This is a genomic window from Limnospira sp. (genome assembly GCF_051859755.1).
Classification (GTDB): domain Bacteria; phylum Cyanobacteriota; class Cyanobacteriia; order Cyanobacteriales; family Microcoleaceae; genus Limnospira; species Limnospira fusiformis.
Map to the genome: position 1 here is coordinate 1 of NZ_JBIMLI010000142.1, position 13,131 is coordinate 13,131.

General features: G+C 42.9%; 11 protein-coding genes and 1 pseudogene. 6 read left to right on the plus strand and 6 right to left on the minus strand.

All coding sequences use genetic code 11. The annotated features are described in order from the left end of the window. The 3 genes and pseudogenes from ACTIE0_RS19635 to ACTIE0_RS19645 form a co-directional block, all read left to right on the plus strand. Nucleotides 1-67 (plus strand): annotated as a pseudogene (locus tag ACTIE0_RS19635) (zinc ribbon domain-containing protein); the annotation flags it as partial. 210 nt (nucleotides 68-277) lie between these two features. Next, nucleotides 278-1,747 carry a serine/threonine-protein kinase gene (locus tag ACTIE0_RS19640; protein ID WP_006626148.1) on the plus strand — a complete coding sequence of 490 codons (1,470 nt, stop codon included), beginning with the start codon at nucleotides 278-280 and terminating at the stop codon, nucleotides 1,745-1,747. A gap of 119 nt (nucleotides 1,748-1,866) precedes the next feature. Beyond that, complete coding sequence (locus tag ACTIE0_RS19645) at nucleotides 1,867-3,657, plus strand: class I SAM-dependent methyltransferase (protein ID WP_006669272.1); 1,791 nt, start codon at nucleotides 1,867-1,869, stop codon at nucleotides 3,655-3,657. A 70-nt stretch (nucleotides 3,658-3,727) separates the two neighbouring features. Here the strand turns inward: ACTIE0_RS19645 and ACTIE0_RS19650 are convergent, their stop codons facing one another. Together ACTIE0_RS19650 and ACTIE0_RS19655 are read right to left on the minus strand one after the other, a co-directional pair. Beyond that, nucleotides 3,728-5,410 (minus strand): ABC1 kinase family protein, encoded by a 1,683-nt coding sequence (locus tag ACTIE0_RS19650; RefSeq protein ID WP_006626146.1) that lies wholly within the window; start codon nucleotides 5,408-5,410, stop codon nucleotides 3,728-3,730. Between the two features lie 128 nt (nucleotides 5,411-5,538). Next, a complete protein-coding gene (locus tag ACTIE0_RS19655; RefSeq protein WP_008050238.1) occupies nucleotides 5,539-6,030 on the minus strand; it encodes a L,D-transpeptidase in 492 nt (163 codons plus the stop codon). 304 nt (nucleotides 6,031-6,334) lie between these two features. On the opposite strand from ACTIE0_RS19655, the gene ACTIE0_RS19660 reads away from it, so the two are divergent. Then, nucleotides 6,335-7,372 carry a GspE/PulE/PilB domain-containing protein gene (locus ACTIE0_RS19660; protein WP_006669268.1) on the plus strand — a complete coding sequence of 346 codons (1,038 nt, stop codon included), beginning with the start codon at nucleotides 6,335-6,337 and terminating at the stop codon, nucleotides 7,370-7,372. 64 nt (nucleotides 7,373-7,436) lie between these two features. Here ACTIE0_RS19660 and aroF read toward each other — a convergent pair whose 3' ends face one another. The 4 genes from aroF to rpsO form a co-directional block, all read right to left on the minus strand. After that, the gene (gene aroF / locus ACTIE0_RS19665; RefSeq protein ID WP_006669267.1) at nucleotides 7,437-8,501 is read right to left on the minus strand and encodes a 3-deoxy-7-phosphoheptulonate synthase; all 1,065 of its coding nucleotides are present in this window, start codon (nucleotides 8,499-8,501) and stop codon (nucleotides 7,437-7,439) included. Between the two features lie 692 nt (nucleotides 8,502-9,193). Further along, nucleotides 9,194-9,565: a transposase gene (locus ACTIE0_RS19670; protein WP_006626142.1), complete on the minus strand. Its 372-nt coding sequence runs from the start codon at nucleotides 9,563-9,565 to the stop codon at nucleotides 9,194-9,196. After that, entirely contained in the window at nucleotides 9,526-10,053 is a 528-nt protein-coding gene (locus ACTIE0_RS19675) for a PAM68 family protein (RefSeq protein WP_006669266.1), read from the minus strand. Before ACTIE0_RS19675 ends, ACTIE0_RS19670 begins: the two co-directional genes overlap by 40 nt. Before the next feature lie 68 nt (nucleotides 10,054-10,121). Next, on the minus strand, nucleotides 10,122-10,391 hold the full coding sequence (gene rpsO / locus ACTIE0_RS19680) for a 30S ribosomal protein S15 (protein WP_006617943.1): 270 nt from the start codon (nucleotides 10,389-10,391) through the stop codon (nucleotides 10,122-10,124). A gap of 285 nt (nucleotides 10,392-10,676) precedes the next feature. Here rpsO and ACTIE0_RS19685 point away from each other — a divergent pair, with 285 nt between their 5' ends. Both ACTIE0_RS19685 and ACTIE0_RS19690 read left to right on the plus strand, forming a co-directional pair. Further along, a complete protein-coding gene (locus ACTIE0_RS19685) occupies nucleotides 10,677-11,780 on the plus strand; it encodes a mechanosensitive ion channel family protein (protein WP_006669265.1) in 1,104 nt (367 codons plus the stop codon). 26 nt (nucleotides 11,781-11,806) lie between these two features. Beyond that, the gene (locus ACTIE0_RS19690) at nucleotides 11,807-12,931 is read left to right on the plus strand and encodes a mechanosensitive ion channel family protein (protein WP_006626138.1); all 1,125 of its coding nucleotides are present in this window, start codon (nucleotides 11,807-11,809) and stop codon (nucleotides 12,929-12,931) included. Nucleotides 12,932-13,131 lie beyond the last annotated feature (200 nt).

A 13,131-nucleotide genomic window follows, 5' to 3' on the forward strand; every position in this document is an offset into this window, starting at 1 on the left:
TGTTACCTTAACGGGTAATAGTGCTATCGTTGCATTGTCCGGGAACAACCGGAAAAATGTCGCGTAAATGTATCAGTAAGGACAGTGAGGAACCCTCGATCCAAAGTTCTCGAGGTTCGCCTAGAAGCTGGGCTTGTTTGTGTGACCTGTGGACTAGCACAGTTCGAGGTTAGCACCGACACCCCCACCTGCCCAAGGCAGGTGGGGTGAGCTTCATCAGCCACCAGGGTAGATCGAGAAACATGAGACAATAGAGCAAACTCGTTCAACCCTGGAGATGCTGTACTGTTGCAACCCAAGTTGCCCTAACCCATTTAATAATGAGGGTTATCGATTTTGTCAAAGCTGTGGGGCGCCGATTTTGCTGCCATTGTTCCGAAACCGCTATCGCGTAATTCGACAATTGGGATACGGGGGGTTCAGTCGCACCTATGAAGCCAAAGATGTTGATCGGATGAATGATCCCTGTGTGATTAAGCAATTTATGCCCCAAGTTCAGGGAACAGCAGCGCGACAAAAAGCCACAGAATTATTTAAACAAGAAGCCCAGCGGTTATATGAGTTAGGGGAACATCCCCAAATTCCGGGGTTGATTGCCTATTTTGAACAGGATAGGCGACTTTATTTGGTGCAAGAATATATTGATGGACAGAATCTGTTGCAGGAGTTACAGCAAAAGGGACATTTTAATCCTGATCAGATTTATCAAATTTTGTCTGAATTGCTTGAGATCCTCCAGATTATCCACAACCGCAATATAATTCACCGTGACATCAAACCAGAAAATATCATGCGCCGTAGCCGCGATAATCAGTTAATCCTGATTGATTTTGGTGTCTCTAAACAGGTGACGGGAACTACCACGGTGGGACAGGGAACTACTGTCGGGACACCTGGATATATACCTATGGAACAGTTACGAGGTCAGGTCTACCCCGCTAGTGATTTGTATAGTTTAGGGGTGACTTGTTTGCGTTTGCTGACTGGGTGTTTACCCTCAGAAGATGGTAGAGATGACCTCTATGATGCTATGGAAGGGCGTTGGGTATGGCGAGAACGTTTACCAGCTAATGTTTCTGTCCCCCGACAGTTAGCAGAGGTTTTGGACCGCTTAACCCGGGATTTTGTTCGCGATCGCTATCAGTCGGCTCAAGAAGTGCTACAAATTCTTAAACAGCCCTATCCCTATCAGTATCAACCTATACCTACCCAGAACTATCAGCGCATTGTTCCACCGATCACCCAAAAATATACCCACGCTGCCACTCCCCCACCTCCCCCCAAAGTTACCCCTAAACTGAATCCTTATCAAAAGTTACAGGATCTCATGAAAGCCGGAAAATGGCGGGAGGCTGATGCTGAAACTTCTCGGTTAATGCTGGAAATTGTCGGTAGTCAGGCTGGGTGTTTTAGTACCGCACAAATAGCTACTTTTCCCTGTCGAGAGTTAAGGGAAATTAATCAAGTTTGGGAACAGGCTAGTCGCGGTCGCTTTGGCTTTGGGGTTCAAAGGCGGATTTGGGAACAGGTTAACCAAAACACATCTGAATTTGCTCAACGGGTGGGATGGTGCGATCGCCACCCATCAGATGATATATATGTCAAAGACTATGATCAGTTATCATTTTCTCTGAAAGCCCCCGAAGGTCATCTACCCGCCTTGAGTGTGATGGCTGGTCGAGAGTGGGATAGAACTCTATGGCTGCTGGAACATTTATTTTTAAGTGTGGAGGCTTGCGGACTTTGACAGACTATCACGGAAATATGATCACAATACAATTGTTCTGATCTGTCCCTGGGGAAATCTCACCCAGAAGTCCAGAAGGCTGATAGAATTGACCTTGAAGAGCATTTATGGAGGTTTTCATGTCTCAAGATACCCCTCAACCTAATGCTGAACCAACTTTTAGCCAAAAAATTCAAGCTGCTGTTAAGCAACTATATCAGCAGGCGAATACTTGTGTGGCGGAAAATAAACTTGAAGAGGCGATCACCTGTTATCGTCAAGTTACTGTCTTGGTCCCCAGTTGGGCTGATGCTTACCAAAAATGGGGTAATCTTCTGGTGAAAGCTGGTAGATTAGAAGAGGCGATCGGTGCTTATCAACAAGCTATTAAACTTAATCCCGAAGATTCCTGGTCTTATAATAGTTTGGGTGGGATTTTTATTAAACTTGAACGCTGGGAAGATGCTGTTCCAGTCTGTCAGCAGGCTATTCAACTAGACCCTAACTTTTTCTGGGCTTATAATAACCTAGGACAAGCTCTCAGTCAACAAGAACAATGGGAAGATGCTGCTTCTGTTTATCAAAAAGCATCTCAGATTAACTCGACTTTTTTCTGGACTTATAATAATTGGGGTGAGGCTTTAATTCAACTTGAAAGATGGTCGGAGGCGGTTACCGTTTATCAAAAGGCTATAGAAATTGACCCTAACTTTTGTTGGGCTTATAATCATTTGGGAGATGCACTCAGACACCTTAAACGCTGGTCGGATGCGGTTCCCGTTTATCAAAAAGCTGCTGAAATTAACCCTAATTTTTTCTGGACTCATAGTAATTTAGCTGATACCTTAGTCTATCTCAAGCGATTTGACCAGGCGATTCCGGTTTACCAAAGCGCCATCAAACTGAACCCCAATTCCCCTCAAACTTACTATAAATTGGCTAAGTGTTTACAGAAAGTTAAAAGGGTTGATGAAGCGATCGCTTATTTTCAAAAAGTTTTGGAACTAAAGCCAGATTTTACAACCGCACAGAATAAACTACAAGAACTGCAAAAAAAATCCGATGATCTGGAATCAAAAGCGCCTCAAATTTCCCATAATCTTGAACCTATTGATTGGCTCAAATATTACCCAAAATCAGGGGATTCAGTATCCTACATGATGCCTAAACCTACCCCCCCACAACAAGACTATAAAACCAAAACCTGGCAGTTTCCTGTCCCTCCACGTCCCCTGATGCTAGTATTTGCAGACAGGGGGGAGGACTACTATCTTGAATCTGGTAAAATTCAAATTCGCCTACTGTTAGAATCCCTAGAAAAAGCTAAGTTTTCTTTAAACCCAGGAAGCCGGATATTAGACTTTGGTTGTGCGTCTGGAAGAATGATGAGATTTTTAAGCGATCAAGCTAATACCTGCGAAATTTGGGGGGCTGATATTAATGCTGACTGCATTAACTGGTGTAAGCAATATATGAGGCCTCCTTTTCACTTTTTGACCTGTACCACTAATCCTCATTTACCCTTTGAGGATCGATATTTTGATTTGATTTATGCGGGTTCAGTTTTTACCCATATTGACGATTTGGCTGAGGCTTGGTTATTAGAACTTCGTCGGATTATTAGTCCTGGTGGTATGGCTTATATTACTATCCAAGAACAGCATCTGATGAATCTAATTAAAGACTTTAAGGAAAAGTGGTTATCTAATAATAATGTTTGGCCGCCAGATAAAAGGGCTGAATGTTTACAAAAATATGATGAATATAGTAAGTCGGATTTTGCTATGTTTACTTTGGGTCGAGATACGCGATCGCTCGTTTTTTATGACCTCGATTATTTCTGTAAGATGGTACAACCGTTTTTTCAAGTCATTGAAATTCGCCAAGAAGCCTATTATTGGCAAACCGCCATTTTACTACAACGTCAATAAATCTCTCTAGTCTGGATCATTAATTAAGAATAAGGAATCTCTAACAGGGATGACTGAGGAGGCTAGGCTGTTACTGTTCCGCCATGCGGTCTAGGCGTTCACGAATGGAGAGGTTGAGAAGCGATCGCAAAAATATTACCACCCCCACCCCAGCGATGACTAGGAAAAAAACAGCCCAGCCATTTTTACCAGCAATTATTAATAGTATTCCCGAAATCAGAGTAAATCCTGACCAACAACCATGAATCAAAGTTTTGAGGGCAAAATTAACCCGTTTCAAAGCGCGATCGCTTTCAATCGAACGAACCCTAAACTTAATTTCCCCTTCCTCAATGCGTTGTTCTAGGCGACTAATAAATAACTCAGCGCGGCTAGGTTGGTTGAATTTAAAATTGATAAAATCTCGCGCCTGTTTAGTCAACTCTCCCACTAAACTACCCCGTTCCTGCTTAGAAACAGTAACACTTTTAATAAAAGGTTGAGCGCAGTCTACCAAATTATATTCCGGGTCTAGGGCGCGGGCTACTCCGTCTAAAGTAGTTAAAGATTTCAGTAAAAATGTCATCTCAGCAGGTAGGCGAAAAGGCTGCTGTTCAAACATTATATAAAGCTCATCTTTAATCACATTAAATGCTTGAAAATCAATAGGTTTTTCCGTAAATTCATCTAACAAAAACCTGATCAAGCGCCGCACCGGAGTCATATCAGACATCGGTTCAACTAAACCAATATCAATCAGAGTATCAATCACCACATCCACATCTTTTCGCATCACTGCAAAAAAGCTGCGGATCATCTGATCCTTAGCCAAAGCCTTGATTTCAGCCATCATCCCGAAATCGTAGAAAATCAGACTACCATTAGAACTAACAGCAATATTTCCGGGGTGGGGGTCTGCTTGAAAAAAGCCATCCTGTAAAATCTGTTTAAGATAGCAACAAATCCCTAATTGATTAACTCGTTTAATGTCAACACCGCAGGCTTGTAGAGTTTTCCGGTCATCAACCTTAATCCCCGGCAAATATTCCAAAGTTAAAACTTTATGGGTGGTATATTCCCAGTAAACTTTAGGAACAATAATTCCCGAATAGTTATCAAAATTATCTCGAAATCTATCGGCGTTTTTACCTTCTTTAATATAATCAATTTCCTGATATAAAATCATGAAAAATTCATTATATATAGCATCGAGATCATAGAGTCTTGCCCAAGCAAAGGAACGTTGACAGAAGCGCATCACACGACGGACGGCTTGCATATCCAGATCAAAAAGTTCTTTAAGTCCTGGGCGTTGAACCTTAACTATGACCTGTTCTCCTGTATGCAATTTAGCCCGATGAACTTGTCCGAGACTGGCGGCGGCTAGGGGACGCTCATTAAACTCACGATAAAGGCTAAATAAAGAGTTACCCAATTCTGACTCAATAATAGCTACAGCGCGATCGGCACTAAAAGGAGGTACTTTATCCTGGAGTTTTTCTAACTCCGCCACATATTCTAAGGGCAGAATATCAGCACGGGTGGAAAGCGCTTGTCCAATTTTAATAAATGTTGGCCCCAGGTCAAGCATGGTTTGAATTAACCATTTTGCCCGCTTTTGTTTAGTGGCAGAGGCATTATTTCCCCAAAGCCGATCCCACCACAAATAGAACAGAAACGTCCCAGCGGCAGAAAAAACATCAATCTGTCGGGTGAGGGGTGAGTATTTGCTGCGCTGCCAACGGAGGGGTTTAGGGGTTTTCTGAGTTAGCATTCGAGGATTTCGGGCAATTTGTCTATTTTAGTCGCATTAGGTGTCGATTTTCTACTGAGCGCGAAAACAGGAGACATATTAGAGTCTCCTGGGATTTTTTTCCATAGATGACCAATCCTCATCTCAATCTAGGGTTCAACAATGACGGGAGTTCCCAGTTGCACTTTGTTAAATAGTGCTAACACATCCCGGTTAAACATACGAACGCAACCATGGGAAACGGCTTGTCCGACCGTTTCTTCATTGGGGGTGCCATGAAAACCTATGTAGTTAGTGCCATCAGTCCAAAATCCAATCCAGTGACTACCAAGGGGGTTATCTCGACCTGGGGGGATAATATCTCCATTTAGAGGATGTTCCCAGGTTGGGTCTTCGATCATTTGAATAACCTGATAGTGGCCGATGGGGGTTTCCCATCCGTTTCTACCAATGGCTATGGGATAGCTAGTGACAACACGCGCGTTGTTCATGACATAAACCCGACGTTCTCCTAAGCGAATAACTAATTCTAGTTGACTAGGAGAATATTGTAGCCAATCGCTGACATGATAGGCCGTGGCAAATTTTGGGGAAATTCCCGTTTTTGCCACATCTACTCCTGGGGTAGTAGTGGCAGCCATACTACTATAAGGCAGTAGTATTGATAATAATGATAGTAATATCATGGGACTGAGGGCCGGTGACAGAAATGTTCTGAACATAACTCTCAATAACTTACCTAGGGGTTTAAACAAGAAAATGGCGATCGCCAAGCGTGCTATGATTGGGGTATGGGTGTGCTAATAAATATCAAATCCCGTCAAGTTTTGTACCTGACAGTAAAAACCGTGACACAGTAAATCCACAAACTAGAATCATTAATAATTGCCGGTTTAAGTTAAATTTTCAGGAAACCAAAGATAGTTACTATTGTCAAGTTGGCTCATGTTAACAAATTCGGAAACAGGCGAAATGGAATATTTAGATGCTGGACAGATTTTTCCATTAGTTGATAGTATTTTGCCTTTTGAAGTCTGTCTTCATCATCGGATTTTGCCCATATCTCTCAAGGATAATACCCTTTACTTAGGTATGGTCGATCCTGATGATGAATTAGCCATAAATTATGCCCACCAGATATTAGCATATCTAAATTGCTCTGTTGTCAGTCAGCCGATTTCGGCTGAGAGCCATCGCTCCATTCTGACTGCTTATTTGTACCATAGCGAAAAACCCACCACCGAAAAAACTCCTTTAGATAACTCTCCTACCCCTCCCGATGAACCATTAGCCTCCGGGGAAACATCCCCGCCAGATTCCCCAAGACTACCAAAGGCTAAACAACCTCCAGCCTCAAAGATTAATGAAATGTTACCTAAGCTGGATCTTCGTCCCGAATACCTCAGTAGTCCCATAGAGCGACTGGCCAAGTTACCACCACCCAAGTTATTGGAAGAGTTACTAGCTAGGGTGTTGTTGGAGGGTATTGGCCGACTGTATTTTGAGAGGCAAGAATCCAAAGGACGGATTTTATGGAGCCAAAATGGTATTCTCAAGTCTGTTATTGATAATTTAGAACCATCGCAGTTTCAATGGGTGATTAATGAGTTAAAGCGGTTGGTGAAACTGCCTATGCTACCAATTTCCCAACCCAAACAGATAGAAATTGAGCGGATTTATTATAATACTCATCTGCTGTTGCGGCTGCGATTGGTTCCTGGGAATTATGGCGAGGAAGCTAATTTACAGGTATTACGAGGAGCGGCTTTAAAGTTTTATCAACAGCAACAACTATCAAAATTGAGTTTGGATGCTTTGCGTCTGGCTCAACAATTGCAAAGGAAACTTAATGACTTGCAAGGACATTGTAATTCCGCTAATCTCTCATCGGAAAATTTGCCTCTGCTGTACCAGCTACTTAAAAATGTCACCCATCAGGTGGATATGCTGATTAAAAATAGTGATTCCTCCCATACAGACTAATAAATAATGCACGAGCCTTAACCCGTGCATTTGAGACTTATATGGTGGTTAAACCTTTATTAGACTAGGCGGGGACTGCAACTGACTTCTCCGACCAGCGATTAACCGATTTACCAATAACCGATAGGTCTTGCATTAGTTGATCAAAATCTGCCGGAGTCAGGGATTGGGGACCATCTGACATGGCTTTGGCTGGGTTGGGGTGAACTTCGATCATCAGGGAGTCTGTCCCGGCGGCGATCGCCGCTCTAGCCATAGATGGAACGTGCTCCGCAAATCCCGTGCCGTGGCTCGGGTCAATCATAATTGGTAAGTGAGTGAGCGATCGCAATACCGGAATTACCGACAAATCAAGGGTATTGCGGGTATATTGGCGATCGAAAGTGCGGATTCCCCGTTCACACAGAATCACATTCGGGTTACCCGCCGCTAAGATATATTCTGCGGCCATTAGCCATTCTTCAATAGTCGCAGACATACCCCGCTTCAGCAATACTGGTTTATCCTGAGCCCCTACTTTTTTCAGCAGCGAGAAATTCTGCATATTACGAGCGCCAATTTGGATCACATCCGCCACCTCAGACAACTTTTCTAAGTCGTCTGCGTCCATTAACTCCGTAATCACTCCCAGTCCTGACGCTTCACGCGCAGCAGCTAAAAGGTTCAGAGCGCTTTCTCCATGACCTTGGAAAGCGTATGGAGACGTGCGAGGTTTAAATGCGCCACCGCGTAAGAACTTCGCCCCAGCAGCTTTCACCCGCAGCGCCGTCTCCACGATCATTTGTTCATTTTCTACCGAACAGGGACCCGCCACCACCACTAGGGGACGATTTTCGCCAAAGTGAACTATTCCACTGGGAGTGGTAACAGCTACATCACTGGACTCGCCGTGACGAAATTCCCGACTAGCACGTTTGTAGGGTTTTTCGACTCGTAACACCTGTTCAATAAATGGGCTAATTTCCTGGAGTTGTAGGGGATCAAGACCTGCTGTTTCTCCTACTAGCCCAATTACAACTTTATGTTTTCCGACGATTTTTTCTGGTGTTAAACCCCAACCGCTGCGGAGTTCATCACTAAGACGTTCGATTTCGGCTTCTGGAGAGCCAACTTTCATTACAATAATCATGTAAACCTCACAAAATTGTCGCAGCCACCATTTTTGAGTGGCTAATAAAGGGTACAGACCTAATGTCAACTGTCCCTACGCGCTACGCAAGCATACAGCGCCGGATTCTTACCCAGAGACCAGCACAGTAGTAGATGTCTTTGGTCCTCTACTACTATGACTTACAGATACATTTAACCCCGAAAAATCTGGCCAGAGCCGGAAGTTTCTGAGTAGGGCACCATCTGAAGTGAAGTAATCACGCCAGATGATGTGTCACTCTAAGAGCCTTTAACAGTTAGGTTAAAAGCGCTATTGTTGAGTCCATTCTGGTGGTCTATTCAACTGCTCACTACAATATAGCTATAGTCAGCTACTTGATGCTTCAGCAAACCATCTTTGGCTATTGCTTAACTCTCTACTCAATAGACTACCATACTTAGAAAAATATTTCCCGAAATATCTGGTTATTACCAGTGAATCCCCCTCTAATCACCAACAGTCTGACGATCAGCTTTGCCCCGCGTCCCACAGGTAAAAACTCGTAGCCCCTCATCTCTGAGAGAAATCGCTCAGTGAATATCTCTATCCTGTTTGGTTTGGCAATTTTCACAAGTCTATTCCCTGATGTCAAGCCGTAAACTACCCACCTGATTTAAGCCCACATCACAAGTTTTATCTGAAGGAAAAACCTATCAACTTCTTGATAAACTTTAACCATCATTTTCCGCGTATTTAAGCATAGTCATAAACATTCCCCATCCCACTTTTTCAAGGTCAGCCAGACAGTGGTTTTTCATCATGTCTTTGACATTTAGATTCTCCGTCACAATGACTTGGTTTTCGCCTACTATCCTACGCGATCGCTTGTGTATAAAATCCTCACGACAGTTAGTGATTTTACCGTAAACTCTAGCGACTTTCTTGGTTCCGGCTTTATTAAGGCTATTAGACCCTTTCTGCTTTCGGGATAGTTGCTGTTGTTTACGCTTTAAATTCTTTTCATCCCCTACCTTTTCGGGTAAGGGAATTCCTGTAGGCTTTTTTAATTTTTGGGTGAACTTGGCTGGCGACTTTCTTTCCAAGCCTCTATCGCCCGCCCTAGGTTGATCTTAAATTCCTGCCAGCCGAGGAAACTCCCACTTAGGTTTTCGTCCCAGGAAGCCGAGAGAACTCCGTAGCTAAGACCCACCACACTCAAGCCAAAGCACCCCAGACTCACCAGCAAGACTGCTGTGTTGGGTAGGGGGAATATCTCATTGGTGACAATAAAATAACTGCCCACAAAGGTAGATATAGCCATTAACAGAGGAATACCGGATAAAACCACCATCCGGGACACCATCCGCTGACTGACTACTTCCGGAATAGTCATATCTTCCCGTCTAGGTTGACGGCGCGGCGCAGAGGTGTCCGATGTGCGGCTAGTTTTTGGGGTTTTAGCTACCTTGGGCGAAGCCGATTTATCCGATTTTCCCTGGTCTGAGGCGGCTGGTTTGCTACTTTCAGCCTGCTTTTTGCGGGTTTTTTTCGGTTCAAAGGGAAGTGGTTGGCGGGGGCGATCGGAGGACATGGTAGATTGTGAGTGCTGTGGGTGGGTTGACAGGAATTTGGTACGATTGGGTAAATCTGCTATCGGATTTAGCCCCGGATTCCCAAACGGGTGATCAGTTCGCGATAGCGTTGCTGATCCTGTTTATTAATATAGGCTAATAATCTTTTTCTGCGTCCGATAATCTGGAGAAGGCCACGACGGGAAGCGTGATCATGCTTATTGGCTTTGAGGTGTTGGCTGAGTCGGTTAATTCTTTCGGTGAGCATGGCTACCTGTAGATCGGAAGATCCGGTGTCTGTTTCGTGAGCTTGATGCTCGGCCATGATTTTTTGCTTATCTTGTTGTGTCAGAGCCATAGTTGAGAATTTTACGGTTGGTTAAATTTACACAATTCTTGATCTTAGCATATTGTAGCTTGGGCAGATGGTGCTGAGAAGAATTTATGCCTGGAGATGGATGGCGCTAGGTGCGATCGCCCTTTATAATTAGATCAGGTACTCTGGTTGAGTCTGGTTCTGGTAAAGGATTGCGGGTTAACGGGTTAACGGGTGATGGCGATGTCTGATACACACATTCACCACTAATGGATGCCTTGATATCTTCTCAACGAGTCCTGGTTATGGTTGAGAGTTGAATGGTTTATGGTTGAAACAACATCAGATGCGATCGTTTTGGGGTTTAATCCTCTACTGAAATTGGTATTGGTACTGTTGGGGTTAATCTCCGCTTTGATGGGTTTATGGCTACTACCGAAACTATGGCGAATGGCGATCGCTAAGTTTATTCCTGAAGAACGCATATCTAGTTATTCCAAGATTTTATCATCTTATAAAATCCCTGCCGCTGTGGCTGTATTGTTGGTAATCATTGAAATTTTATGGCTTAATTCTCCCTTCATAATTTATCTGGGTTTCCTAGAAGTTATCATCAGTTTATCCCTAACTATTCTGCTCAGTTGGTTGGCTTCTCAAATATTTAAGAGATTTTTTGACTTATATATTATTGACGTAGCCTCAAAACAAGGTCGCAATATTAACAGTGAGTTTTTATTGGTAGGCAAAATTCTAGCCAACTGCGTAATTATTCTAGTCGCAATTGTTGTATTTGCTCAGACTCACCAAATTAATATTGTCGGATTAATTGCTAGTTTAGGGGTAGGTGGTTTGGCTGTCGCTTTTGCAGCTCAAAATACCCTCAGCCAAATTCTAGGGGGAATTGTTCTGTATCTGGATCGCCCGTTTGTCGTTGATGATTATATCGGTTTACCTGATGGGACTTTCGGGCGGGTAGAATCTTTGGGATTGCGATCGACCAAAATTCGCACATCAGGAAAAGGAACCATAGTTATAGTCCCTAATAGTTCCCTAACTCAACTCAGTATAGAAAACTATACCGGAGCCAGAAAAATTATATCCATCCTAGGATTAACCTTTCATTCTGCCATTGACTCTGAGGAACAAGCTCTCATCCGTCAAGTGATTTTAGAAAGCACTAAAAACACCTTTGGTATTGACCCTAGAGGCACTGATGTTAGCTTTAAGAATTTACAGCCAATCACCGGAGAAAACAAAACTCAAGCCCAAGTAACCTTCTTTATATTAGGTGCTAATCGTAATAACTTAGAACTGCGCCGTCAGATGCTCGATCTAGCCAGTCAAGACATTAGCATGAATTTACAGCAATACGGAATCGCCTTTGATATCGAAGATCAAAATATTTACGTTGATTCACCCATCACAGTCTAATTACAGTTAAAACGCTAAATACCATCATGTGGAACCCCATTGATCCTGATGCCGCAATTTTTGAGATTATTCAGGAATATTCTATTCCTAAGCCTCTGATTTTCATAATCTTTGTATTGATATCTTGCTTAATAGGAAAATACACCCCTAGCCTCATACAATATATTATTAGGCGGGCTATACCTATCAATGGAAAAGAAATTTCCGAGAACTTTGTGCGACCTATCCAACAACCTTTTAGGATGGTTGGCATTTTTACTCTGATTTCTATGTCAATGATTTGGTTAGAAGAAAATCGGGCTTTATATCGTTTTATTCGCCCCTTTGTTAGTCTAGCCCTAATTGCTAGTATAGCCTGGTTAGCCTCCCGGTTATTTAGGCAATTGGTGCGGATTTATGGTATTCCGATTATCCGAAAATATGGCATGGAAGTTGACGAGACTTTTTTGGTATTTGAAACCATTGCCAATGTTTTAATTGGATTTACAGCAGCGATCGCATTTGCCCAAAGTCAACAACTGCCCCTAGGTGCATTAGTAGCAGGGGCTTCAGTAAGTGGTTTAGCGGTAGCATTTGCCGCCCAAAGCACCTTAGAACAGATTTTAGGCACAATAGTTTTACGTTTAGATCGTCCGTTTGTCCGTGGAGAATATATCCGACTACCAAAACGTGGTGATGATCTTGAGGGTATTTATGGGAGAGTAGAATCTATTGGGTTACGGTCTACTAAAATTCGGATTGCAGCTAAGGGAACTTTGGCAATTATTCCCAACTCTAATTTAATGAGGCTGGCGATCGAAAATATCAGTCGTGGTAAAAAAGTGATGGTTTTACTATATCTGGATTTTATCACTCAACTTGACGATCGCGAACAGGCTTTAGTAGAACAAGCCATTAAAGAATGTACCGATTCAGTTTTTGGTATAGACCCCGGAAGCACCCAGATTTCCCTATTTAATTATGGAGAAACGGGTAATCTTCGCGCTAGGGTGACATTCTTTATTTTAGGTTCTAGTGAAAATGCCATTTCACTGCGTAAGAGTTTACTAGCATCAACTAATCAAAGTTTGACGGAAAGACTCAAGCGGTATGGCATTAAGTACAATATGCAAGAACCGAATATTTATGTTGAGTCTCCTGTGACGATTTAATATCAAGTCGGCTTGTATTAAGCCGACACTTTTTTGATGCCAATAAAAAACAAAGCCTCAATCTAATGATGAAGAAAGAGGCAGAGTCATCATATTAAATTGTAGTGTAAAACAGAAACCTTCAAGGCTGCATAGAGAAAAAGCGAGTGTAAAAGAGGTCAAGCCCTCGGTCTGTTAGTGTGCCTCGGCTACATCCATTA

What these genes read in the sequence shown, in the direction of transcription:
- ACTIE0_RS19640 (WP_006626148.1), top strand. Translation starts at nt 278, where the DNA reads ATGCTGTACTGTTGCAACCCAAGTTGCCCTAACCCATTTAATAATGAG.
- ACTIE0_RS19645 (WP_006669272.1), top strand. Translation starts at nt 1,867, where the DNA reads ATGTCTCAAGATACCCCTCAACCTAATGCTGAACCAACTTTTAGCCAA.
- ACTIE0_RS19650 (WP_006626146.1), bottom strand. Translation starts at nt 5,410, where the DNA reads ATGCTAACTCAGAAAACCCCTAAACCCCTCCGTTGGCAGCGCAGCAAA.
- ACTIE0_RS19655 (WP_008050238.1), bottom strand. Translation starts at nt 6,030, where the DNA reads ATGGCTGCCACTACTACCCCAGGAGTAGATGTGGCAAAAACGGGAATT.
- ACTIE0_RS19660 (WP_006669268.1), top strand. Translation starts at nt 6,335, where the DNA reads ATGTTAACAAATTCGGAAACAGGCGAAATGGAATATTTAGATGCTGGA.
- aroF (WP_006669267.1), bottom strand. Translation starts at nt 8,501, where the DNA reads ATGATTATTGTAATGAAAGTTGGCTCTCCAGAAGCCGAAATCGAACGT.
- ACTIE0_RS19675 (WP_006669266.1), bottom strand. Translation starts at nt 10,053, where the DNA reads ATGTCCTCCGATCGCCCCCGCCAACCACTTCCCTTTGAACCGAAAAAA.
- rpsO (WP_006617943.1), bottom strand. Translation starts at nt 10,391, where the DNA reads ATGGCTCTGACACAACAAGATAAGCAAAAAATCATGGCCGAGCATCAA.
- ACTIE0_RS19685 (WP_006669265.1), top strand. Translation starts at nt 10,677, where the DNA reads ATGGTTGAAACAACATCAGATGCGATCGTTTTGGGGTTTAATCCTCTA.
- ACTIE0_RS19690 (WP_006626138.1), top strand. Translation starts at nt 11,807, where the DNA reads ATGTGGAACCCCATTGATCCTGATGCCGCAATTTTTGAGATTATTCAG.